This is a genomic window from Paenibacillus eucommiae (assembly GCF_017874215.1).
Taxonomy (GTDB): domain Bacteria; phylum Bacillota; class Bacilli; order Paenibacillales; family NBRC-103111; genus Paenibacillus_AI; species Paenibacillus_AI eucommiae.
The window spans coordinates 402,060-425,051 of record NZ_JAGGLB010000001.1 but is presented as its reverse complement, the minus strand read 5'-3'; the positions used below and the strand labels follow the sequence as shown (position 1 = coordinate 425,051).

Genomic DNA, 22,992 nt, shown 5'->3' with positions numbered 1-22,992 from the left:
ATTGTGCAAATAAAATATAGGATCCTTCATGGATCGCCTCTGTTCGCCTTAGTATAATCGAAGTGTCGCGACAAAATCAAGCAAGTCATGAACACCGCATCCATCACATACGTAACCCAAGCCGTTCAATCGAGTAGGAGGAATCATAGCTATGAGCGATGCACCTGTTTTAATTGACACCGACGTTCATAATCATATTGGATCATTAACCCCGTATTTGCCAAAGGCGTGGCATGATAGATATCGTGATGTTGGCTTGCCTTATGGAGCCCAATATTACTCATCCATCGGGACACATCGGAAGGATGCCAATCCGGATCGTGGTGGTCCTCCAGGAAGTGATCCCCAATTCCTGATTAGCGACCACATGGATCGATATGGAGTAGACTATGCCATACTGACCGGCTCAGGGGTACTGGGACTTTCACTAGACCCGGATCCGGATTATGGGAATGTGCTGGCCGCAGCATGTAATGACCGTATGGTTGATACGTGGCTCAGCGTTAGTCCACGCTTTAAGGGCTCGATTTTTGTCAATGCATCAGACCCGGTCGAAGCTGCTGCCGAGATTCGTCGACATGCGTCCAATCCCGACATGGTGCAGGTTCTAATGGCGAGCGCAGCGCGCATGCCTTATGGACAACGCTTCTACCACCCGATTTATGATGCTGCCCAAGAATGCGGACTCCCGGTAGCCGTGCATCCCGGAACAGAAGGAAAAGGGATTTCCGGCCCGCCAACACCATCCGGATATCCTACCCGTTACATGGAATGGCATAATATTTTGCCCACAAACTACATGACTCATGTGAACAGCCTGGTCTGTGAAGGTGTATTCGAGAAGTTTCCAAAGCTCAAGTTCGTCGCCATCGAAGGCGGAATCTCATGGCTGCCGCACTTGATGTGGAGAATGGATAAAAATTACAAGGCTTTGCGGGAGTCCGCTCCATGGTTGAAACGTTTTCCATCCGAATACATCGTGGATCATATTCGCCTGACGACTCAGCCGATCGAAGAGCCGAACACGCCGGAACAATTCGTTCAAATTTTGCATATGATCTCTGCAGAGAAGACGGTCATGTTCTCCTCCGACTACCCGCATTGGGATAATGACAATCCAAGGATGACTCTTCCAAGGATGCCCAAGGAAATGAAGAAGCGCATTTTGGCAGGTACTGCTGCGGAGCTATATGGTCTGCACACGAAGCCAGCCGGAATGAACAGCATTTCCACAGAGCTTGCAGAGAAGATTGCTGTAGAATCGATGAATTCTCCTGACCATGTATGGGGAGAAGAGGAATGAAAAATAAGTATTGGGTAGGCAAAATTTCTGACATTCAACAAATGCAACACAAAATATTTAAAATCGAAGGCATCGAGTTCGGATTATACGAAGTCAAGGGAACCTGGTATGCATGGAACAACTTTTGTCCGCATATGGGAGCAAGCATCTGCAAAGGTCTGGTTAGCGGGACTCGTCTCCCCTCCCTTGTCTATGAATACAAATATGGCATGAGTGAGCAAATTTTACGTTGCCCTTGGCACGGCTGGGAATTCGATTTGACCAACGGAAGACTGCTTGTGGAACCTCAGACCAAGTTAAGAGGTTACCCTGTGGAAATCGAAAATGATAATCTGTATGTTATTTTGCCCAAGTGAAGGAAGGCTACCCTTCCTTCACTAGTCTGAACTCTTCGGTTTTACAAATGAATGAATAGTAGGGGGAGGGGGTTATGTTTATGAACTGCAAGCGCGTTATCTCCAGGCTCAAAATTGCCACAGCAGCACTTGTCGTATGCGCCGGTTTATTGCCAGCATCAGTTCGTGCACAAGATCCTACACTGGATCGCTTCCTGTATTCCGATCAGAACATCAACTTCGGTCGAGGTGTATCCGCGTCAGCCAATGGCGGGGCGCTCGCATGGGGAGAGAGCTATTATTTGGACAGCTACATTACGATGTATGAAGCAACCGGCTCCAGGTACTGGCTCGACAAAATCGTGGATCATTCAGACCGCATCATCAGCAATGCCTCGGATCATGATGGAGATGGCGCACGAGGCTGGAAGGACCATGGCGCTGCCTATAACCAATCCAAAAACAACACATTCCAGATCGAAGGAGCAAGTAGCTATTCTTCCTCCGTTGTTACGAATGGTTCCTTCGAAGTGGATGCCGACGCTGATCAAATTCCTGATGGTTGGACAAGCCACGGCACCAGCGGCAAAGCTTACCGTTCTTCTGCAAGCGGTTCTGCATTCGATGGAACCGCCGGAGTTATTATCGAGAGTGATGGGGTGAATGAGAATCGACTCGTTCAACATGTAAATCTTTCCCCGGGCGTCACTTATTTAGTCGAAATGTATATGAGTGTAGAAACTGAGAAAACCCAAACCCTCGTACAGGTGATCAACACGGCCACGGACGCAGTTCTTGGCTCCGTCCGCGCACATCATGCCGGCTTTGAACGCTATGTATTTCAATTCAGGGCGCCGGGCACCGGTTCTGTTCGGATTCAGCTTGGCCTGCAAAATGATGAGCAAGCCGGCTACAAAGGTTACTTCGACCATATATCGATCACACCTGTCGACGACATCCAGCCTGCAATAGTAAACGGAGATATGGAAAGACCTCATCCAGCCGATGCTACATTGCCTGACGGATGGAGCCGGGTCGGCACTGCAAGCCCGTCCAATATTTATAGTGTTGTGGATCCCGTGACCGGCTCCAGCGTGCTGGCTACCACAACGGACAATACCTCATGGAAAATTGCCGAGCAAACGATTGATTACGTTCCTTCTCAGTCCTACACCTTAAGCTTTGATGGCAAAATATCAGGTACTGGCGGCCAAGGGAGAGTTCAGATCTACAATGCAACGGACAGCTCTGTAATCGCCTTCACAACGTTCAGCTCCGCGACATGGACACCAGGAAGCGTATCGTTCGTCGCTCCAGCTACAGCAGGCAAAGAAATCAAAATCCGACTTTATCAATCGAATTGGGGCCTCAACGGCTTTACGACCTATTATGACAATTTAGTATTAAATGAAAATTCACCCCTGACAAACGGCGATATGGAAGTACTAAATGGTTCAGATCCGACACTGCCTGACAATTGGACAAGAAGCGGAACCGCAACTTCCGCTGATATCCATGTCAGCACCGATTCATCAACGGGTACTTATTCATTAGTTACGACAACCGATAACACCACAAGAAAAATAGTGGAACAAGAGCTTGGCGCCTACATTCCATCTCAGACCTACACATTATCCTTCGATGGAAAAGTATCCAGCACAGATGCTTCCGGCCAAGTGGTTATCTATGATGTAACAGACGGGACGTCGCTTGCTTCGACAACATTCAGATCGACTTCCTGGACGAATTTCAAGCTTTCCTTCACAGCACCGGACGTAGCGGGTAAGACACTCAAGGTTCGTCTGTATCAGAATAGATTTGATTTGGCTGGATTCTCCAGTTATTATGATAATTTTCAGTTATATACCAGTTTCCCCAACAACGCATTACTGAATACCGGCTTCGAAACGGTAAGCGCTTCCGACGCTACTATGCCGCAAAACTGGTCTCGGCTCGCAGGTACAACTTCATCTGACGCTTACCTTGTAACTGGAATTAACAACTACTACACGGGTCAAAGAGGATTTGCCATTACGGCTTCCCCGCTATCGGTTAAGGGAATCGAGCAAAGCGTCTCCTATAAGCCCGGCGCAACCTATAACTTGACTTATCAAGGCCGTACAACAAATCCAAGTGTGCCTGGTGTTATGGAAATATACAATGAATCAGATGATGTCGTCATTGCCTCCGACACGTACAAGGGAACACGTTGGACCAAGCAAGCCATACAATTCACTGCACCCAATCAACCAGGGAAATCGATTAAAATCCGGTTCACTCAGCCCCTATCGGCAATCAGCTCAACCAGCTATGTGGATCTAATCTCCCTGACAGCTGATTTTCCTTCAGAGGCTGCTGCCTGGACAAGAAGCGATACGACATCCCTGGCTGAAGCACATCGTGCCACTGATTCGACGATTTTTACAGATGATTATGGATTGAAGCTTGTGTATTTGGATTCTACGCCTCCTGTGATCGCTCAAGAGCTTTACAATTACAGACCGAATGTGGAATATGGAATTTCCTTCAGCGCACTTGCCTCTCCAGGAGCAGTCGGACAAGTACGCGTAGTAGACCAAACAACAGCAACTACTCTAGGCAGCTGGAACTTCAGCAATACAACCAGGCTGGCTGTCACAGAAGGTGTATTCCATACTCCGGCTGCCGGTCACGATATCGTAGTTGAAGTGTCCATTCCTTCGGGCACAGCAGGCCATACCGTGTGGCTGGATACCTTTGAAGTGGGAGAGCAATGGGAGCATATGGTTCATGAAGGCGTGATCATGTCTCCAATCTTAAGATTTGTGAACATCGTATTAGCGGATCCAGCCTTGCACGCCGCTTATTTGAATAAAGCCGAAGGCTATCGTGATTTCGCTGCCAATCATCTATTCGACAAATGGGAGCCATACTGGAAACAAATTACCGGAACAGACGGAGCCAATAACGGCTCAGGGGTGTACATAATCCCCGAGGGCCTCAGCACGGAGCTGTTCCCGGGTCGGAGCTTGCCGCACAACCAGTATTTGGCTTTTGCTCAAATGCTTTATTTGCTTCATGATGCGACGGAAGGTGTGGCTGCGTATTCCTCCGTACGCCCCTTATACCGGAGTCGCGCTAATGACATGTCGCGCGCCTTCAAGAGCACTTTGATTGATCATCCATTAAATGCTTCTCTCTCTACAGATGCATACCGTTGGAATTACTGGGATCGCTTCGGTCCGTGGGATGACGGACACTATGCCAGCTATGTGCAGGAAGACATCTCTCATGCAGGTTTAACAATGGCGGGAGCGGTAGAGGCTTACCATCAGGGGGAAGTATTCACAGCTTACGATATGAAAAAGCTGACGAATACGTTCACAGATATTATGTGGAATCAAAGCTTGACGGATCCTGTGCTGTCCTACTATAACGGTAGACAACCACTTGTTACAACGGATAAAACGAACACAAGAAATTATCACTTCTGGGCGCATTTCGCAGAATTCGATCCCATCGTCGCTGACATCACGAATGCAGTGTGCGAGATCGATGGCTGTGCCACTGTGATGGCATCCTCCTTAGCCAAATGGAGCGGTAATAAGGTTCAAAATACAAACTTTGAGCTGGCAGATCCGTTGGACAGCACTTTACCGCTGCGCTGGACGAGATTTCAATCTACACCAGCTACGGCACGACTTGATTCCACAGATCCTGGAATGAACGATTCATCCTTGCTGCTCACAACAAACGGAATGAATTGGCAAATTATGGAAACCAATCTGGCGGATTATGAGCCGAATACGAGCTACACCCTTTCTTTCTTGAGTAAAAAATACGGTGCAGTGAATGGTCTTGTACAACTATATGATTACACAACCTCAACCAATCTCGGACAGCTTATGGTCTCCGATACAAGCTGGACAAGATCAACATTCACGGTCACAACCCCTGCGGCAGGTCATGATGTTCGAGTTCGTCTCTATACCGCGGCCGTTTCACCGTCAGGCGCATCCGTAGGCTTCGATGACGTACACGCTTTTCCTTCCTTGGCGGATGGCGAGATTGCGAACGCCGGTTTCGAGACAGCGGATGCTTTCGATACGACGCTGCCGCGCTACTGGACTCGCGGAGCTTCAACAACAGTCGGCAATGTGGTTCTTGATCCGATTGACCCCTATGCAGGCGGAAAGACGCTGAGGCTGGAGTCCTCTGCGGATGGCATTCGTCAAGAGCTTGTATATTCCTGGTCTGGATATCGCCCTGACACCGCCTATTCCGTAAGCTTAGCAGGGAAGATCAGCGGCAGTGCGGGTGGAAAGCTTCAAATCATCAACACCGCAACCAATGCTGTACTCGTTGATAGTCCGATCACTTCAACCAACTGGGGAGCAATACATGCAACCTTCACAACACCTGCAGCATACAACAACAAGCTAATCATCATTCTAACCCATGACGATTCCTCTGCTTCAGGCACATTATGGGTAGATGAGGTATACGTGACTGATTAACGGATGGAGTTACACTTTATCCGTGGACGCTCGCGGAGGGGCTGAAAAACAAAGGATTTTTCAAGACATATTTTGCGTCAGGCAAAACATATATTCCCTTTTTATTCGGGATATGAGGTCTGGGTATGTCGGTTTGCCATGCCATGCAATAAACACAGGGGGAATGCAACAGTGAAGACGGAACAGATTGCGGCGAAGCGGGAGACGATGACCCTGCACCAGAGGTTTCTCCTGATCGGAAGAGCGCTTGTCCGCTATCGTTGGTTTTACCTGATGATGCTTCCAGGCATTATCTACTACATCGTGTACCATTACGTCCCGATGGGCGGCTTGCTCATTGCCTTTAAGAAGTACAACTTGATCAAGGGCATTTGGGGCAGCGAATGGATCGGGCTGGATAACTTCATGACGGTGTTTTCATCGCCTGATTTCTTCATTTTGCTGAAGAACACGATCCTGCTCAGCATTTACCGGATAGTGTTCAATATGCTGCCGGATGTTTTGCTGGCGTTGGTTTTGAATGAAATCCGCGTGCAATGGTTCAAGCGGGCCATTCAGTCGATCACGTACGGCCCATACTTCCTCTCCTGGATCATCGTCTACGGTCTTGTGTTCTCGTTTTTGGCGCCGGATGCGGGCTTGATCTCCTCCTGGTGGAGGGAGCAGACCGGGGAGACGTTGAATCTGATGACCGACAAGGACTTTTTTCGTCCCCTGCTGCTGATGACCGATGTCTGGAAAAATACCGGATTCGGGGCGATCATTTACTTGGCGGCACTGGCCGCGATCAACAGCGAGCTGTACGAGGCCGCAGTGGTCGACGGCGCCGGACGATGGCGACAGATGTGGCATATTACGCTGCCGGGCATACGCGAAGTGTTTGTGTTGCTGCTTATTTTGCGCATCGGTCACATTCTGGATGCCGGCTTTGAGCAGGTCTACATCTTCCTGAACGCTCGCGTATACGAGGTCGGGGATATTATCGACACCTGGGTATTCCGCCGAGGGATCGAGCAGCTCGATTTCAGCGTAGCCGCCGCAGTCGGATTTTTCAAGTCAGTCATCGGCTTCATTCTCGTGTTCGGGGCCAACAAGCTGGCGAAAAAATTCGGCGGCTCGGGAATTTGGTAGGAGGTAAACCATGTCAATCATACTTAAAAAGACCAAATCCGATTATATCGTCGACTTTTTCATCTATGCGTCCATGACGCTGTTCGGTCTGGCCACCTTGTTTCCGCTGTACTACGTGTTCATCATGTCGATTACGCCGATCGCCGAGGTGCTCCGCAACGGGGGCTTCGTCATCTGGCCAGGCGAGATGACGCTGGAGGCGTACAAGTATATCTTCAGCAGCGATCGGATTCCGAACGCGTTGAAGATTACGATCATCGTGACGCTGATCGGCACCTTTCTGAACCTGATGGTGACGATGTTCCTGGCGTATCCGCTGTCGAAGAAGTTTCTGCCGGGCCGCAATTTCGTTCTGATCGGAATCGTGTTTACGATGCTGTTCTCGGGCGGTCTCATCCCGCTGTACCTGATCGTGCGGGCGACCGGGCTGCTGAACACGATCTGGGCGCTGATCATACCGGGTCTGGTGTCCTCGTTCAACATGCTCATTATGAAGACGTACTTCGAGAACTTGCCTGACGAGATCGAAGAGGCGGCGAAGGTGGACGGCTGCAACGACATCCAGACGCTGTTCCGGATCGTGCTGCCGCTGTCGATGCCGATCATCGCGACGCTGGGGCTGTTTTACGGGGTTACCCACTGGAACGCTTACTTCGGCGGGATCATGTACCTGACCGACCGGGCGCTGATGCCGATCCAGGTCGTGCTGCGCAATATGATCGTGACGCCGAGCGTCAGCACGGAGCTGGGAGTCAACATGTCCGAACTGCAGCAGCTGCCGCCGGAGACGATCAAGATGGCGACAGTGGTCGTGGCGATCATCCCGATCCTGCTCGTATATCCGTTCCTGCAAAAGTATTTCGTCAAAGGGATGCTGCTCGGCTCAATCAAGGGCTAAGACGGGCGGCTCAGGATCCCCCATCGTATTAACGACGCTGAGCGCGCCCTTGTGCCAGCATCAGTTCCACAATCGCTGGATTTTGGAGCGCAAAATCTGCTGAGTGTTACCATCATACGCAAGGTTTGCTGCTTGGCGGAGGTCGCTCGATCGCGCATCCGGAGCTGTTGAGCTTCAGTATTGTGCGCGCGGGGATCGTGCGGCATCGAAGCTTGGCACGGCGTTGAGCTATAAGGGATGCAGCTTGCAGCTGTCGCTGCCTGGAGAGCTCTGTTATCCGGTTCGCCCGTTCGACTCGTACAGTCAGAAGCAGCGGGAGAATCTGCAGGAAGCTTTTCTCGTGGTGAGGGTGGAACTGGATCGTCATCGGCCCGTGTGCGGGTGTGTGCTGATCCGACGCGGTGAATCGGGACATCTTGAGCGAAAAGATGTCCCGATTTGACGCTGAATGGAACTGGCGAAACGGGTATATCTCCTGTATAATTCGGCTGAATAAGCAGGGGAGGGGAGTCTGCAAGATGAACAAGGAGCTTCAACCCATTCGTTACTATGGGACGATAGGTTGGCATGAGCCGCAGGCGGTTGTGAAGAGTGGGGAGACGATCACCGTGCATACGGTGGATGCGGATGGCTGGGATCGCTTCGGAGAGCGGGTGGATTCGAGCGGCAATCCGATGTCGGGGCCGTTGTATGTCGAAGGGGCAGAGCCCGGCGATATGCTGGAGGTGTGCTGGGAATCGATCGTCCCCAGTCGGGACTGGGGATGGTCGGTCAATATGTGCGCCCGGCATGGGCGATAACTAGGCGGTGAAAGTCCGTTACAGGCTTGGCAGTAGGAACTGTTAGCTGAAGGCAAGGGTGTCGGTCGCGAGGCCGAATCTGAAGGAAGCCAGAAGCAAACCCTCGGTCTGACGAACAGAAATCACATATAAGGCATGGGGAGACGGATGAGCTTGCAATCCAAAGCAAAGTCCAATACTGCCCGAATCTCACCATGTAGATGTGGCAGATAGATGAGGGGAAAGTTATCGCTCTTACCCGGGGAGATCTCACAGACGTCGAATAAGGAAAAAAAACTACGACAGCAAAATTAACTAGCGAGTCAATTGATCCCACTTGTGTTCTAATCCGCTGAGATAGGCATCAGGATCACGATTGAACCGCTTACGTTGAATCGCACCAGATAGTCGGTTGTCCCATCGCTGCTTGCAGTCTTTGTACGCTTCAAAGGAAACGGAACGCAAACGTGAAATGACATGAGACTGGCGAAGCGCATCCTGTACCAAGACGATCATTTCTCCGTTACGCATAATATATCTGTTCCAGTTTCGCAATCCTGTGATGCGGCGGTGGCATGCCTTGGTCTGACGAAAGAATTGCTCTAAATCATTGTTCGTGCGTGGAACATAGTAATGATCGTAACAAATGAAGAGCCCCTTCCAAAATCCTTTGGAGTAACGGAACAGGTTATCCACCATCGGCGCATCGCTCTCTTGCGTATACGTTTCTTTCACCCAGCCCACTGAAGTATGTTGATCCAACTGGTCATGAAATGCAAATTGACAAAAACATCGCCCCCCTCTACTCTAAAAAAGAGAAAGATGATTTAGCCAAATACACAGAAGATTTCAACAAAGCTACTACCAAAAGCGCGAAGCAAGCAGCACATGATTCCGCTAATGCAATTAGGTTAAAATATGCAGATTCTGTTGAACGTATTGATTTTTATTAATGGCGGCAGCTCTAAAATTACAAATAAGAAGAGTGAAACATCCTCATCATCAAGTGGAGCAGCCCAAGGATATGTTAAAGCTGCAGTTTCGATATCTGCGGTAGGCACTGGGTATGCACAGGCCAAAATACAAGATAGTACACTAACTCTCAGTTATGGAGGAGGAGCAAATGGGAAGTTAGGAATCTCAGCTACTCTTACGGGAGGTGTATCCATCAGCGGTGGCGGTAATATGGTGAACACTGCTTATTATGGACAAACTTATCAAGGTCCGTATTTTACAATTGTTGAGGGTAAGTTTAACTAGGATATTGATGACGCAGATATGGAATTCATAGCTGGTGGTGGAGTGGGGATTTCAAAAGAAATTCCTTTGTATCCTGGAGAGTATGGTATGGTAACAGAAAAGGTAAAACAAATCACGCGTTCTTCACCATCCTTTCCAATGACGATTTCTGAGTGGAATCTATTCTTAGGAACGGGGAAATAATATGTCAGATAGAATCTTATTGTCTTTATTTTTACTTTTTTTGTGATATCGGGAATATTGGGTATTGTTAAACCAGAGTTTTTGTATAAAACGAATGGGTATAATACACGTTACAAGAAGCCTTCTAAATCAGATCTTATTCGTTTTAAAATTGGTGCTTATGTTATGTTAGTGATGGGTGTTCTATTGATAATCATTACACTACTTGGAGGTTTTAAAATCTAAACAATAGTTCATGACCACCTTGCGACTAAACCTCGCTTGGTGGTTTTCTTTGCGCCGCGGCTTCGCTTTCGTCTGTTGACGAGGAAGACTATGATTATTATTTAGGTTTTACAAACAAGGATTTCTTTCTTGTTAATTCTTTGGGAAATATTAAAAAAAGGTTCGAAGTTCATTAATAGAATAGACAATAGAATGGACTTAGCCCCGCCTAGAGAAAAGATAGGGCTATTTGACGATTCATCGACTAATGATAACGAGGATTATGACTATGATAGCCGCGGCAATCGATGAGGTTATAAATTAGACGGGAGTCTATCAGAACGAGAAATAGAACATTAGCCCAGTATATTTCCGTATGCCTTATCTGATATATTTATGGAAATCCATTATTTGAATAACAAGATAACAAGGAAGATCAATAGATTTGGAAAAGATGAAGGGAGAATTTAATATGAGCAGTGAGCATAACAGAGAGGAATTGGAAGAGTTAATCGCAAAAGAGTGGACGATCGGACATTATACGTTTGATGAGGAGAAACAATGTTTTTATGGGGATGCCGGGGTAGAACTTTATTTGAGAGAGTTGAAAAAAAACACTTATCAGAGTTGTGAATATTATTATTTTGATGGGTATGAAAACGGGTTGAGTGAAGATGAAGTGGCAGACTTAGTTTTTAATGGAAGCAGAGAGAGAGTTAGAGCGCAAGCTGTAGAGAAATACAATGCGGAAGGCGCAAGCTTTATGGGGTATCCCATCATCTATACGAATGTTTCAGTTGTAATCGAAATGTTAAATGGCGAGTCAAAAACATATCCGCCTAAACATGCACCAAAACCAAAAAACGTCAATAGAAAGGCCGAAGAACTACAGTTCAAATACACTACCAAATGGGGCTATAGTGAGCTGGAAATCTACTTGGGAGCGGCTCTTCACCTATCCAACAATAAAATATTTTTGAATGAAACGCCCAATGCTAATGAAACTTTAACCCCTATTGGCAATGTGGACTATGTGGATGATCAATACCTGGTATATGATTCTTTTTACAAAAACAATCCTACGCATTTCAAGATTAATTGCGCTGGCTTTGAAGGAACCCAACACATTGTCAATTTGATAAAAGCGATTAATGAGCAGGATCTTGATTTAAGCCAATCACAGAATGCCATCAGGATTTCATTGGATGAAGATCATGATTTGTCTGTATCGCTAGAGAATCCTGAGAAAAATATGCTAATTCTTCTGTTCTATAATCAATTTAGAGAACATTTTACCATACGCTTTCCTGATCCATCGCAAAACTACAAGTTAGGAAAGTGCCATATTGAGAATAATATTGTTTATATCCATGCCAAAGGACCAGATCTAAATGATGAAAATGACAAGTCTGAAGCCGGATTTTGCTATGAATGGGAATTGGACTTTCCGCCAGTAATCCTCGAGGCCGTGGTCAAATTATTAGAGATTGCCTTCAAAGGCAGAAGTGAGAGCCCGCTGATTGACCTCTTTACTGAAGAGATCGAAACTGCATGTTGCGATGCTACTATCCATTATGTGAAAGGCTATCACAAAGTCAGCGTCGGATTCAATACCACTAACCTAGCTTTACTTAATGGAGAGATGCGTAAGTTAAACGTGGATATCAGCAAAAATAGAGTTGCTACCATAGACATTAAGAAAGACAGCAAAACCTTACATGCTACCTTTGAAAAAGACTGCTGCTCTATTCAGATAGATGATGGAATTAGCGCTGTTCATACTTGGTACAACCCCAAAGAAACAGACGAAGAAGTCCATTTTAAAAAGAACAGTTATTCAAAAAACACCCTGTGCTACGATTTTAATAATCTCTTTCAAATAATAAAAACGTATATTTTAACTGGCTTGGGAGATAGTCGGTTTCAGTGGAGAGAAGATGATATGAAATAGGAGGCGTAATTTTGGAAAACTTGCTTCTATACCATCGAATTCCCCAAAACAAACGAATAGAGTCAGATGCATTTTTGAAAAAAGAAATAGGAGCAGGGATAACTTCAAACTCCCCTTCAAATTTGTATTATACAAATGGGGGAAAGGGAGCCGGTGCAGTTACTGGGAAGTTTAGACCCAATGATATTCCTAGCTGGGTGGATTTTAATAATGCTATCGGAGTGAATATGATTCACAAGTATGATTGGATGTATGCATTTCCGATTTTTTCTTCCCAAATTGCTGTCTTTGACAGAGAGATAACGCATATGATTTACGATCAAACAACATATGAAGCAAACATTAATATAATTGACGAGGCAGAACATTTTGATACGGGGTTTTCATTAGAATATTTGGTGAAAATGTACTGGGAGGGTTTTATTTTGTTTGAAGACTATCTCCACAATCCCAAATACCCAAGCGCCGAGATATTAGTTTTTGAGAGCATTCCAGCAAGCATCATTTCAGTTGTAAAAAAGTAATCTGTACACCACCTTGCGACCATGGCTTGGTGGTTTCTCATTATTGACGGATAATATTAATTAGGGAGCAAGCACATGAACTCTTCTGACTATGATCGCTTTATGATGGGTATGCATGTAACATTTATTTTTATTCGGGCAAATATAGAGGAGCTTTATTGTGAGAAGGTAATCAAGATAGTGATTGCAAATATCCAATTGCTATTAATGAATAACCAAATAAACTACCAATGTTTTTGTGAAGAAGTGCTTGCAGAAATACATGATATTGAAACAAAACAGTATTTGGATAAAGCATTTTGTAGTAATGAGGCTTCTATTGGAATTAAATATGAGGTTGTTAAATTGTACATTGAATTTATTAAAGAATCTTTAGTATTGGCGATAGAAGAGCTACACATGAACAACAAACCAAATGCTTATCATATAGTAGATGCAGTTCATTTTTTACCACAAGTGTTGGTTGAAAAAGATAATTGGAATAAAACTTCATTTTGGAATACTCATATCAAGGGAAGTGAATATAAATGGGATGAACAATTTTTGGCGAAATGGGAAAAACAATTTCTCCAGCCTAAGTCCCTTAAGGATTGATGGAACTATAGCTTCTTTTGGTAAGCTATAATGCGTGTGTTTATCTGGTTGGAGGTGAAGGTATTTGAATAAAGAAGAAATTTTAGCAAATATATCATATCTGTATAATTTTCAATTAGTTAATCCCTTCCCATATGAAGATACTGAAAAAATAAAAAGGAAATTTGCTTCACTTGAGGTTGAAAGTTTAAACGCTGATTTTAATGATTATTGCGCTGTAATTGCTGGAACTACGAGTTATATTTTAAAAGGTAAAGTTACTGAGATTCCTAATAAGCAAGTTGAATTATTGAATGAGGATTTTTTTCAAAGATTTCCTAATTATAGTTTAATCGAAACAAGTTTGAAGAAGTATCCTGACTTTCAAGCCGAGTACAATAATTTCGAACAATTAAGACATCTAATTCAAAAGTATTTATTCGATATAAAGACTTAGGCTCAAAAATAGAGAAAGGACTGCAAGAGGTATTAATTGACCGTATCATTGAAGGAGAGTATAAAGCATCATGAGTAAATATAACGAACATATATCCGATTTTTACCAAAAACAGAAGTTGTATTCCTATTTAAAAGAAATTAATGTAAAAAGAAATCTAGATGGAGAAGTTTGTTCTGATTATGAACTGATAATTACTTTGTGTGAATACCCCTTTTACGAGGGCAACAAAAGATTAAAATTATACTATTTTGGAGTAGTAGATTTAAAGGTAGGTAATTTAGACACAATATTTCGATTGGATATAGGTATAAATGATATTTCAAATAGACAAATGGAAGGTGTGAAATATCAAGTAATAGAGAATGAGAATCTATTGTTCTCGTTTTATTGCAGGGAATTTAAATTTGAATTGTTGGAATAATATAGGGCTGATCTCTAATTCAGTCAGACTGGTGAACAACATGCGCAGTATTGCCAGATATTAATAACAAACCCTTGGAAAAAGCAGCTTCGAAAGGAGAATTATTTTGAATAGAAATGCTCTTAAGCTGTTCCTAATCTTTTCTCCACTCCTGATTTGCTTGACAATTGGTATTGTCATAACTTATCAAAGTCTCGAGGACGGTAAATTACTTAATAGGCAGAATCTGAGGGAATATGAATTAAATGCTCAATATAATAAAATTATTTTGCAATATGAAGATGTCGATCTTCTAACGTTCTATAATGTTTTTATATAAAGTATAATACAATACAACCTGAACTTACTTCCCAAATCAATTTAGAAAATCCAATCGGTGAAATTACAAAAAAGTATAATTTAGATAAACCTTTTGAAAATCAAATGTCTACGAAACTAGATATTGGCACGAAAGTTTTTTTAGTGAACAATCACCCAGAGCTACTAGCAATTGCTAATCAAAAAAATGAGATCTACTTTTATAAAACAAATAACTAAATACTTATTTTTTTCAAAGTCAAGTTATTTTTCGCTTAGTAGCCCTTGCGATTACAATTAATTTTTACCATAAATTTCATTCAAGTGCATAGGTCATGTAACTAATTTATTTATTATATTTTTTGTCAGATTTGTAATTTATAATATAAGCACCATTAAGAACCTTGTCAGGCGTTTGTGCCTCTCAAGGTTCTTTTAATTCGTTCCAGTGGCGATTACTTTAATCCAAAATCTGTAGTGATGGTAAATGCGAACAGTAAATAAAAGGGTTGGACAGTAACGGCAGCGTATTGCTCGAAGGTGGTCAACAGTTAGTGGAGAGGTTGTTTGGATTCCTGTCGTGAATCGCGAGGGGGTTGGAGGAGACGACCCGTACGTGACAAAATTCGGTGTTCCCTGTGCGAAACGACCGAAACGACCGAAACGACCGGAAGCTGATCGGACTGCTTAAGTCCATTGGGTGGTGGAACAAAGAATATACGTTATGTGTATCCAAATATATGATATGTCAAGATTCGGGGATGGTAATGCCGTACAATGAGTTGAAGCCGAAGCGTGAGTATACTGCATGGTCCAAATAGGGCAAGTCGCACAGGCGCTCGGCCGATTATTGCCGCAGGCTAAGTTACAATGAAGTTATTTCGTATGAATCGAGAGTGATTGTCCAGGATGGTCAAGAAAAAACGAGTAGCAGCAATCATCACAGAGTATTGGGATATTTCCCACGCCGATGTCATTATTACGAAAATGCTTGAAGGATTTAGCGTTGACGGGAAAAATTATTCGTCCACGCTCGAAATCGCTTCGATGTATGTGGATCAATTTCCGGAATACGACATCAGCAGACAACTTTCCCGGAAACACGGCGTTCCAATGTACGGATCCATTGAAGAGGCGTTGAAGTGCGGCGGCGAGACCTTTGATTTGGATGGTATCCTTATTATAGGCGAGCACGGGGATTACCCGGAGAATGAGCTCCGGCAGTTTCTGTACCCGCGACGCCGGTTGTTCGAAGGATGTCTGAATGTAATGCTGGAAGCGGGGCGGATCGTTCCGGTCTATTCCGACAAAGGCTTCGCCATCATTAAAGAAGACATCGAATGGATATACAGCATGATCAAGCAGCATAACATTCCGTTTATGTCCAGCTCGGTCGTTCCTTTTGCGCCGCAATATCCAGCATCGGTACCGCCTCCGAAAGGAGCGCCATTGCACAAGATGTTTGGTTTTGCCTACGATTCCGTGAATTCATCGCCGGAAAGATATACGTATCATACGCTAGAGATGATGCAATCGATTGCGGAAAATCGGGCCTGTGGCGAAACGGGTATCAAGTCTACTAAGACGTACGAAGGCGAGGCGGCGATAGAGAAGCTGTTTAGCCCGGAATGGGATGCCCTATATCGGAGCGTGGGGGGATTCATCAATTTGACGGATTTGGACAAGTTCCCGTATAGCTTGACGAATCCGATGTTTTTCGAGGTTCGCTATGTAGATGGGTTGTTGTCTGGAATTCTGTTTGCCGATCATGAGGTATGGGATTTCGCTTCCGGTTATCAGATGTATGAGCATTCGGAGCCGTTCTGCGTAGAGTTTCGTCTGCAGAATGTGAAGCCGTACTCTCATTTTGGCAGACTTGTATTGGAAATCGAGAAGTTTATTCACACGTCGCGACCGCCGTTTCCGGTAGAACGTTCATTTTTAACTACAGGAGCTCTAGAGTCGATTATGACTGGGCTTTACCACAAGAAGGAAATCGAAACGCCGTATTTGCATGTCGGTTATTAATGATGAGAATCATGCCATACATTAAATTAACTACTAGAGGTGAACGTTGTTGAGACAATTGGATCGTAAGGTGATTTTGGTTACAGGTGCTTTCGGACAAGCAGGGCAATCGGCCGTGGGCATGTTTTTGGAGAAGGGAGCATTCGTCCTGGCTACCGATTATTTGGACATGAACCAGTCTCCGAAAATGATGGAGCTGCAAGAACAGTACGGAGGAGAACGATTACAGTACATTAAGGCCGATATTTTCGAGGAAAATCAAGTGCAAGCCGTTATGGCGGAAGTAGAGCGGCATTTCGGCAGACTCGACGGCACTTATCATACCGTATACGGATGTGTGGAAAAGTCTGCGCTGGAGCTCAGTATTGAAGAATGGGAATCCACACTCAAAGGAACGTTGACAAGTACCTTCCTCGTATGCAAATATGCTTTGCCGATCATGATTCGCTCTGGAGGAGGTTCATTGGTGAACATGTCTTCCGTATTGGCGTTTCATCCGAATCCAACCAGTCTTGCTTATGGGACCGCGAAGGCGGGAATCAACCAGTTTACGCGAATTTTGGCGGCAACTTATGCCAAGCAAGGCATACGTGCGAATGTGATTGTTCCGGGAGATTTCAAAACGGAGGAAAACTGGGACATCATGTCTGAAAAAACAAAGGAAATCATTCGCAGCATCACCCTGCTTGGCCGCAGCGGCAAACCAAGCGAGATCAATGAAATGGCGGCATTCCTGTTGTCGGATGCGGCTTCCTATGTGACTGGGGCTTTGTTTACAATTGACGGCGGGTACAAAATATGAATTTATTTCGCTTTCCCGAGAGGCGGCTCATTTAATAGGGCCGCCTCAGACTGTCGACAAAGTACTTGTCGGCAGTTTTTTTCTCATCAATTGATCTATTCACCGCGTTAATATGGTGTAATTATATAATTGAGGAAATAGGTGGAATAACGTGTTTATGGAAATTCGGTAAAGATGGGGAAACGCATGTTTTGAGTCGTTCTTTAGAGCGGCTTTTTTCAATCCAGGGAATCCATTCCGTTCACATCTTGATTGTTGTACGGCCGTTAGCGGACATTAGCGACCGTTAGCGTCGTTTATTCGAAATTCCGGCTTTATTACGGACACTAGTGTCCGTCAGCGGGGGAATGATCGAAGAAAAGCGTGAAGTTTTCTTCTAGTGGTCATATTTGTCCGTAACGAAAGTGAATTTACTTTATTTTTGCTCTAAAGGTCATGAATGACCGCTAATTTGAAAAAAACTAGCCACCTGGCTCTGGCGAGCAGGTGGCTCTCACAATACTTCTAATTATTAGGCTGGCTCTTATCATGTATACGCACAAACTCCCCTGTCTCAGGGGAGAAACAGAGGAGCTTGTCTTCAGTCTGGGGCGGCCCATTTAATAGGGCCGCCTTTCTCTCTTGTACGGCTTTATGCCCAATTCGATCCATTCACGATAAGAGCTTTTGCAATTATTCATACTTTATGTACAGCGAAACATACGATATGCCAAGAAATTCAGGTGAATAAGTCATAAAATGGAACCGTTATCAGGATCATTTCAAATGGAACCGACTAGAAAGGGGGGAGCCTTTGGGGGTGTCTTTTCGGTCCATCGGCCTTATCTGCAAATGTGTTCATCAAAATTACTAAAAGGAGGAGCAATATGATTACGAAACGAAAATCCGGTAGAATATTCATTCTGTTTTTGACCATTAGTCTTATTTATTCTACTTTTGGTTCTGCAATCGCCACCGTTTCCAGTGCGGAAACGAACTCGGCTGGTAAGTCCTCCTTATCCTATTCGCAGTTCCCGGATATAGACGGCCACTGGGCAGAGCAGGCGATACAGGAGTGGACGGCATCCGGTCGTATTCAAGGTTATCCGGACGGGACATTCCAACCGGACCGTACGATAGGCCGGAGTGAGGCGATCGTACTGATCAATCGGTCTCTTGGCTTCAATGATCCCGCTCCTATCGATTTCTCCGATTTATCGGTCGCAAACTGGGAATACGATGACGTGGCAAAGGCGGTCAAGGCTAAATACGTTGTTGGATATGCGGATGGCACCATCAGAGCCAATCTGCAGATCAGCAGGCAGGAAGCGGCAATCATCATCAATCGATTGCTTGGATGGGATGAACCCAAGGAAACTTCCGCCGCAAATGGATTTACAGATGCTAATATGATTCCGCAGTGGAGCAAGGGAGCTGTTGCTGCCGTCGCAGCGGCAAACATCATGTCAGGATATCAAGATGGCAGCTTCCGGCCGGAGTCCTTCATTACACGCGCCGAACTTGTCGTGACATTGGATCGCGTATTGAAATCAAAAGCTTCATTTGATTTCAAGGAGACAGGTACATATGGTCCGGCACAAGGTATGCGTACGATTAATGGAAATGTCGTTGTCGATTCGCCTGGTGTAACTTTGCAGAACATGAAGATCAGTGGAAATTTGTTGCTGGCCGAAGGCATTGCAGAAGGGGATGTGTACCTGGATCATGTAACGGTACTTGGAACAACTACTGTTCAAGGTGGAGGGATAAACAGCATCCATCTGAAAGATTGCGCAGTATCCGAAGTCATCGTGGATAAGAAGCATGGAACTGTGCGCATTATTGCGGAAGGAATGACCGAAATCACAACCGTTACAGTAAAATCTGCAGCTTTGTTGGAGGAAGCCAGGTTATCAGGTCCTGGATTTGTGAACGTGCTGCTGGATGCTGCCCTGCAAGCAGGAGCCGAAGTGACGTTGAACGGATCGTTCGACAATGTTGATGTATCCGCTGCGAAAATCGTGGTGAAGTTCACGGCAGGCACAATAAAAAACATACATGTTCTAAAGGGAGCAGATGGCTCTACTCTGAAAATAGATGAAAAAGCCGCTGTTACTAGGCTTGTTCTGGATGCGATTCTGAAAGCAATCGGTTCGGGAACGATAGAAAGTGTAAAGATAAATGAAAACGGGAAAGGTTCGACCTTTGAGAAACAGCCTGGCAAGGTGGAAGGGGTCGGCCCGGCTTCAACTGCGACACAATCTGGCGATGGGAATACTGGCGGAAATCCAGGAGGAAATCCAGGCGGGACACCAGGGCCGACTGAAACCCCGCCTCCAGTAAATGGGAAAACTATTGTGAAAGACGGCCTAGGTAAAGCGAAGATTGTACTGCTACCCTTTGATGGAGATGCCGATACCAAAAGAAGTATCGCTTGGAACTATTTGACCCCGGCTGAGATAGCCACGGTGCTCGTTGAATATGTCCAAAAGGCTACGGGTGCCGTGCTGCCGGTTGTCACAGAGGAACCGGCAGGTTATGATGGCGTAAAAATTTATATCGGAGGCAGCAGCACGGAGGATGCCCACCAACATCAGGCATGGTTGAGTGAGCTGAATGAACAAGGTTTTATAATCGACTCTCAAAAAGACGGGAGAATATCGATTATAGGAAACAACTTGGGTGGTTTGGAATTTGGGGTTTATGAATTTCTGGAAAGATATGTTGGCATCAGTTGGTTGATGCCGGGACCGGATGGCGAGGATGTTCCGCAAAACTCTACATTAGTTATTCCTCAAGCGCTTGTAACGGATCAGCCGAAAACACTCTCTCGCTATATGTATTCCGGTAACAAAGAAGCAGTGAAAAAATGGCAAAGATTTCTGCGAACGGATTACAATTTTATGACGCACCATAATTTGTATGAATTGTTCGATCCTAAAGTTTTTAAGGATCATCCGGAATATTATGTGGGCGGAGTCGTTCCGACCAGCTTGGAAAGCTGGCAGCCTTGCTTCAATGATGACACGGCGGCGGCAGCGATTGCTCGTATTAAAGAGCACTTCCAAGCTAATCCGTCCTATACCTCCTATTCATTAGCTATTAATGATTTGGGGTATGAATATTGTGAAGCGACAACGAAGATCAATTCGGTTGGGATTCCAAATATGTCAGATATTTATTACCCCTGGGTTAATAAGATAGCCGAGGGTGTACTCGAAGAGTATCCGGGCAAATATTTTGGAGTGCTGGCTTACCGGGAAATGTATGATCCTCCTGTGAACGAAGATGGAACTTCCTTCAAGCTCAATCCGCAGGTGGTACCTTTTATTACCGACGATCGGCTGACCTGGTCTGATCCTGAACTGGGCAACGCAGGGAAGGATTTGACCGAGAGATGGCTTCAATCCGCGACGAATCTTGGTTATTATGAATATTTGTACGGGACTCCATACAATATTCCCAGAACGTACGTCCATCGGATGGCGGATAACTACAAATATGAGCAGGAAAATGGAGCTATTGCCCATGTTGCAGAGCTGATTACGAACTTCGGAGAAGGGCCAAAACCGTGGGTCGCTGCGAAGCTGGAGTGGAATGCCGACCAGGATGTGGATGCTCTGCTGCAGCAATGGTATAAGCGAGCGGTAGGTGAGGCTGCTGCGCCATATTTAAAGCAGTATTTTGATCATTGGGAGGAATTCTGGACTTCACGCGTGTTCCAATCCGAGTGGTATCTGGAATGGAAAAACAGAGACAAGCGCAGCAACTATTTAGACTTTTCCAAACATGGATATCTAAAGGAAATCACCAAAGAAGAATTGGCTGACAGCCGTAAGTTGCTGGAGAAAGTTGCAGCGCTTGCAGTCACAGATCCTCAAAAGAAGAGAGTTCAACTGCTGCTGCGCGCATTTGAGTTCTACGAGGCATCTGCTTTGAGCTATCCGAAGGATAAACCTGCTATACCTACTTCCGAAGAGGCTGCGATGAAGATGTTGGATGAAGTGAAGGTCAGCTATCAAATGGGGCAGGAACGTAATCAGCTTATAAATGAATTTGTCGAACTTTTTGATTCAGCGGATTCATCTATCGGCATATGGGATGGTATACAGAGGCAAATGATTTCTGTCCTGCAATCGTACGTAACCAACGAGCCTGAGGACGGGCCTGTACGCAGAGCTTTAAGAGCGTTTTTGAAGCAGATTCCGGGATTCCAGGGCATCGCGGAGCAGCTATCGGCCTATGCAGTCAAAACAAATGCCGGCAAAGAAACGATTCTGAATGCGCTGGATTTTCATGCCGGTCCTTGGACAGCAGCTGAGCCATTCTCCGATTTCCTGATCATGGACACAAAGGCCAGCCCGCCTGTAAAAACGAAGGTGTATCTCTTATGGGATGATGAGAATCTATACGTAGGCTATGAGAACTTCATTAATGAGGGTGACAAACTGGTTATCAGTGATAATGCGGATGACGGATGGTGGAGCAGCGGCTACGATGATTCCAATGAAACCTATATTACACCAGATCCAGACGCAGGAATGAAAGGATTCTTTACGAATCCCAAAGCTGTTAAATTTGTGATTGAAAAGACGAACACAGGATTGAAGTTGGTGACGGACGGCAACTGGGAAGCAAATGCGGTTGTGAATGAAGATCGCTGGAATCTTGTTCAGGTGATTCCATTCGCAAGTATAGGCGTAGATAACCCGAATGACAACCGAACCCTACAAGGCTTTTTCTTCCGTAATTATATCGGGGGTACAAACTGGATCAGCTGGGGAGGGGGGGCCACCTGGAAAACGAAATATTTTAACCCAGTTCATTTGGTCGAAAGTAAAAATCTGATCGGCAATCCGTCTTTTGAAGATGGCAATGGTGACGTTCCAGTTCTATGGAGTTCCTATGTTGTTTCTCCGTCTTATGTGAAGCGGTCTACTGTGCCTGTTGTTACGGGAGAGTACAGCATGATGGCTGATGGTTTATGGGGAGGCATGAGTCTTTATCAAGTATTGCCTGCCGCTCCGGGTAAGTACCGGGCATCCTTCTACTATTTCGTGCCAGGGAATACTGAAACGGAAGGTGAAATTTTCTGGATTGCTGGCGTTAGGAATAATACAGGAGATTATCTCCCATATAATAGGTCCGAGCAGATCCCACTGAAGCAGAATAAGGGGAATTGGAACTATTATGATTTCGAATACGAGATCAAGGCCGATTATGAAGGGGAGCAACCTGCCGATCAAGTCGTTAATCTCTGTATTTCGAATATGAAACCCGGAGAAAAGGTCTTTTTCGATGATGTAGCTGTTTATAAGATTGAGTAGTATAAATAAGTGATTGTAAGGCGGTCGGACGAAGGAAGTCC

Annotated in this window: 21 protein-coding genes; 20 read left to right on the top strand and 1 reads right to left on the bottom strand. The window is 45.2% G+C overall.

The window, feature by feature from the left end; translation table 11 throughout:
* Positions 1-151: 151 nt before the first annotated feature.
* The 7 genes from J2Z66_RS01420 to J2Z66_RS01390 all read left to right on the top strand — a co-directional run bounded on the left by J2Z66_RS01420 (position 152) and on the right by J2Z66_RS01390 (position 8,963).
* A complete protein-coding gene (locus J2Z66_RS01420; RefSeq protein WP_209968969.1) occupies positions 152-1,303 on the top strand; it encodes an amidohydrolase family protein in 1,152 nt (383 codons plus the stop codon).
* Entirely contained in the window at positions 1,300-1,659 is a 360-nt protein-coding gene (locus J2Z66_RS01415) for a Rieske (2Fe-2S) protein (RefSeq protein WP_209968967.1), read from the top strand. The genes J2Z66_RS01420 and J2Z66_RS01415 overlap by 4 nt, the downstream gene beginning before the upstream one ends.
* 80 nt (positions 1,660-1,739) lie before the next feature.
* Complete coding sequence (locus J2Z66_RS01410; protein ID WP_209968964.1) at positions 1,740-6,134, top strand: hypothetical protein; 4,395 nt, start codon at positions 1,740-1,742, stop codon at positions 6,132-6,134.
* A 171-nt stretch (positions 6,135-6,305) separates the two neighbouring features.
* Positions 6,306-7,265, top strand: a complete 960-nt coding sequence (locus J2Z66_RS01405) for an ABC transporter permease (RefSeq protein WP_312894328.1) — start codon at positions 6,306-6,308, stop codon at positions 7,263-7,265.
* A 10-nt stretch (positions 7,266-7,275) separates the two neighbouring features.
* Positions 7,276-8,163, top strand: a complete 888-nt coding sequence (locus J2Z66_RS01400) for a carbohydrate ABC transporter permease (RefSeq protein ID WP_209968961.1) — start codon at positions 7,276-7,278, stop codon at positions 8,161-8,163.
* A gap of 103 nt (positions 8,164-8,266) precedes the next feature.
* Positions 8,267-8,605 carry a hypothetical protein gene (locus J2Z66_RS01395; protein WP_209968959.1) on the top strand — a complete coding sequence of 113 codons (339 nt, stop codon included), beginning with the start codon at positions 8,267-8,269 and terminating at the stop codon, positions 8,603-8,605.
* On the top strand, positions 8,580-8,963 hold the full coding sequence (locus J2Z66_RS01390) for an acetamidase/formamidase family protein (protein ID WP_245375192.1): 384 nt from the start codon (positions 8,580-8,582) through the stop codon (positions 8,961-8,963). Before J2Z66_RS01395 ends, J2Z66_RS01390 begins: the two co-directional genes overlap by 26 nt.
* Before the next feature lie 294 nt (positions 8,964-9,257).
* On the opposite strand, the gene J2Z66_RS01385 is transcribed toward J2Z66_RS01390, so the two are convergent.
* Positions 9,258-9,686: a hypothetical protein gene (locus J2Z66_RS01385; protein WP_209968955.1), complete on the bottom strand. Its 429-nt coding sequence runs from the start codon at positions 9,684-9,686 to the stop codon at positions 9,258-9,260.
* A gap of 29 nt (positions 9,687-9,715) precedes the next feature.
* On the opposite strand from J2Z66_RS01385, the gene J2Z66_RS01380 reads away from it, so the two are divergent.
* The 13 genes from J2Z66_RS01380 to J2Z66_RS01325 all read left to right on the top strand — a co-directional run bounded on the left by J2Z66_RS01380 (position 9,716) and on the right by J2Z66_RS01325 (position 22,951).
* On the top strand, positions 9,716-9,895 hold the full coding sequence (locus tag J2Z66_RS01380) for a hypothetical protein (protein WP_209968954.1): 180 nt from the start codon (positions 9,716-9,718) through the stop codon (positions 9,893-9,895).
* Positions 9,873-10,202 carry a hypothetical protein gene (locus tag J2Z66_RS01375; RefSeq protein WP_209968951.1) on the top strand — a complete coding sequence of 110 codons (330 nt, stop codon included), beginning with the start codon at positions 9,873-9,875 and terminating at the stop codon, positions 10,200-10,202. Before J2Z66_RS01380 ends, J2Z66_RS01375 begins: the two co-directional genes overlap by 23 nt.
* Positions 10,203-10,220: 18 nt before the next feature.
* Positions 10,221-10,385 (top strand): hypothetical protein, encoded by a 165-nt coding sequence (locus J2Z66_RS01370; protein WP_209968948.1) that lies wholly within the window; start codon positions 10,221-10,223, stop codon positions 10,383-10,385.
* Positions 10,386-10,427: 42 nt separating this feature from the next.
* Positions 10,428-10,610: a DUF6199 family natural product biosynthesis protein gene (locus J2Z66_RS44340; RefSeq protein ID WP_512699949.1), complete on the top strand. Its 183-nt coding sequence runs from the start codon at positions 10,428-10,430 to the stop codon at positions 10,608-10,610.
* A gap of 433 nt (positions 10,611-11,043) precedes the next feature.
* Positions 11,044-12,540, top strand: a complete 1,497-nt coding sequence (locus tag J2Z66_RS01365) for a DUF8184 family protein (protein WP_512699950.1) — start codon at positions 11,044-11,046, stop codon at positions 12,538-12,540.
* 11 nt (positions 12,541-12,551) lie between these two features.
* The gene (locus J2Z66_RS01360) at positions 12,552-13,064 is read left to right on the top strand and encodes a DNA polymerase III (RefSeq protein WP_209968943.1); all 513 of its coding nucleotides are present in this window, start codon (positions 12,552-12,554) and stop codon (positions 13,062-13,064) included.
* A 75-nt stretch (positions 13,065-13,139) separates the two neighbouring features.
* Complete coding sequence (locus tag J2Z66_RS01355; RefSeq protein WP_209968939.1) at positions 13,140-13,658, top strand: hypothetical protein; 519 nt, start codon at positions 13,140-13,142, stop codon at positions 13,656-13,658.
* Between the two features lie 64 nt (positions 13,659-13,722).
* Positions 13,723-14,094 carry a YxiJ family protein gene (locus J2Z66_RS01350; RefSeq protein WP_209968936.1) on the top strand — a complete coding sequence of 124 codons (372 nt, stop codon included), beginning with the start codon at positions 13,723-13,725 and terminating at the stop codon, positions 14,092-14,094.
* A 70-nt stretch (positions 14,095-14,164) separates the two neighbouring features.
* Positions 14,165-14,518: a PIM8 family immunity protein gene (locus J2Z66_RS01345; RefSeq protein WP_209968933.1), complete on the top strand. Its 354-nt coding sequence runs from the start codon at positions 14,165-14,167 to the stop codon at positions 14,516-14,518.
* Between the two features lie 106 nt (positions 14,519-14,624).
* The gene (locus J2Z66_RS01340) at positions 14,625-14,837 is read left to right on the top strand and encodes a hypothetical protein (protein ID WP_209968931.1); all 213 of its coding nucleotides are present in this window, start codon (positions 14,625-14,627) and stop codon (positions 14,835-14,837) included.
* A gap of 887 nt (positions 14,838-15,724) precedes the next feature.
* Positions 15,725-16,843, top strand: coding sequence for a hypothetical protein (locus J2Z66_RS01335; protein WP_209968928.1), 1,119 nt, complete (start codon positions 15,725-15,727; stop codon positions 16,841-16,843).
* Positions 16,844-16,889: 46 nt separating this feature from the next.
* Positions 16,890-17,645 carry an SDR family NAD(P)-dependent oxidoreductase gene (locus tag J2Z66_RS01330; protein ID WP_209968925.1) on the top strand — a complete coding sequence of 252 codons (756 nt, stop codon included), beginning with the start codon at positions 16,890-16,892 and terminating at the stop codon, positions 17,643-17,645.
* An 866-nt stretch (positions 17,646-18,511) separates the two neighbouring features.
* Positions 18,512-22,951 carry a DUF4838 domain-containing protein gene (locus J2Z66_RS01325; RefSeq protein WP_209968921.1) on the top strand — a complete coding sequence of 1,480 codons (4,440 nt, stop codon included), beginning with the start codon at positions 18,512-18,514 and terminating at the stop codon, positions 22,949-22,951.
* The last annotated feature ends 41 nt before the right edge of the window (positions 22,952-22,992 follow it).

Excerpts from the sequence above, each read along its gene's own strand:
- J2Z66_RS01400 (WP_209968961.1), top strand. The coding sequence starts at position 7,276 with ATGTCAATCATACTTAAAAAGACCAAATCCGATTATATCGTCGACTTT.
- J2Z66_RS01325 (WP_209968921.1), top strand. The coding sequence starts at position 18,512 with ATGATTACGAAACGAAAATCCGGTAGAATATTCATTCTGTTTTTGACC.
- J2Z66_RS01420 (WP_209968969.1), top strand. The coding sequence starts at position 152 with ATGAGCGATGCACCTGTTTTAATTGACACCGACGTTCATAATCATATT.
- J2Z66_RS01365 (WP_512699950.1), top strand. The coding sequence starts at position 11,044 with ATGAAGGGAGAATTTAATATGAGCAGTGAGCATAACAGAGAGGAATTG.
- J2Z66_RS01380 (WP_209968954.1), top strand. The coding sequence starts at position 9,716 with ATGCAAATTGACAAAAACATCGCCCCCCTCTACTCTAAAAAAGAGAAA.
- J2Z66_RS01415 (WP_209968967.1), top strand. The coding sequence starts at position 1,300 with ATGAAAAATAAGTATTGGGTAGGCAAAATTTCTGACATTCAACAAATG.
- J2Z66_RS01345 (WP_209968933.1), top strand. The coding sequence starts at position 14,165 with ATGAGTAAATATAACGAACATATATCCGATTTTTACCAAAAACAGAAG.
- J2Z66_RS01410 (WP_209968964.1), top strand. The coding sequence starts at position 1,740 with ATGAACTGCAAGCGCGTTATCTCCAGGCTCAAAATTGCCACAGCAGCA.
- J2Z66_RS01355 (WP_209968939.1), top strand. The coding sequence starts at position 13,140 with ATGAACTCTTCTGACTATGATCGCTTTATGATGGGTATGCATGTAACA.
- J2Z66_RS01370 (WP_209968948.1), top strand. The coding sequence starts at position 10,221 with ATGGAATTCATAGCTGGTGGTGGAGTGGGGATTTCAAAAGAAATTCCT.
- J2Z66_RS01335 (WP_209968928.1), top strand. The coding sequence starts at position 15,725 with ATGGTCAAGAAAAAACGAGTAGCAGCAATCATCACAGAGTATTGGGAT.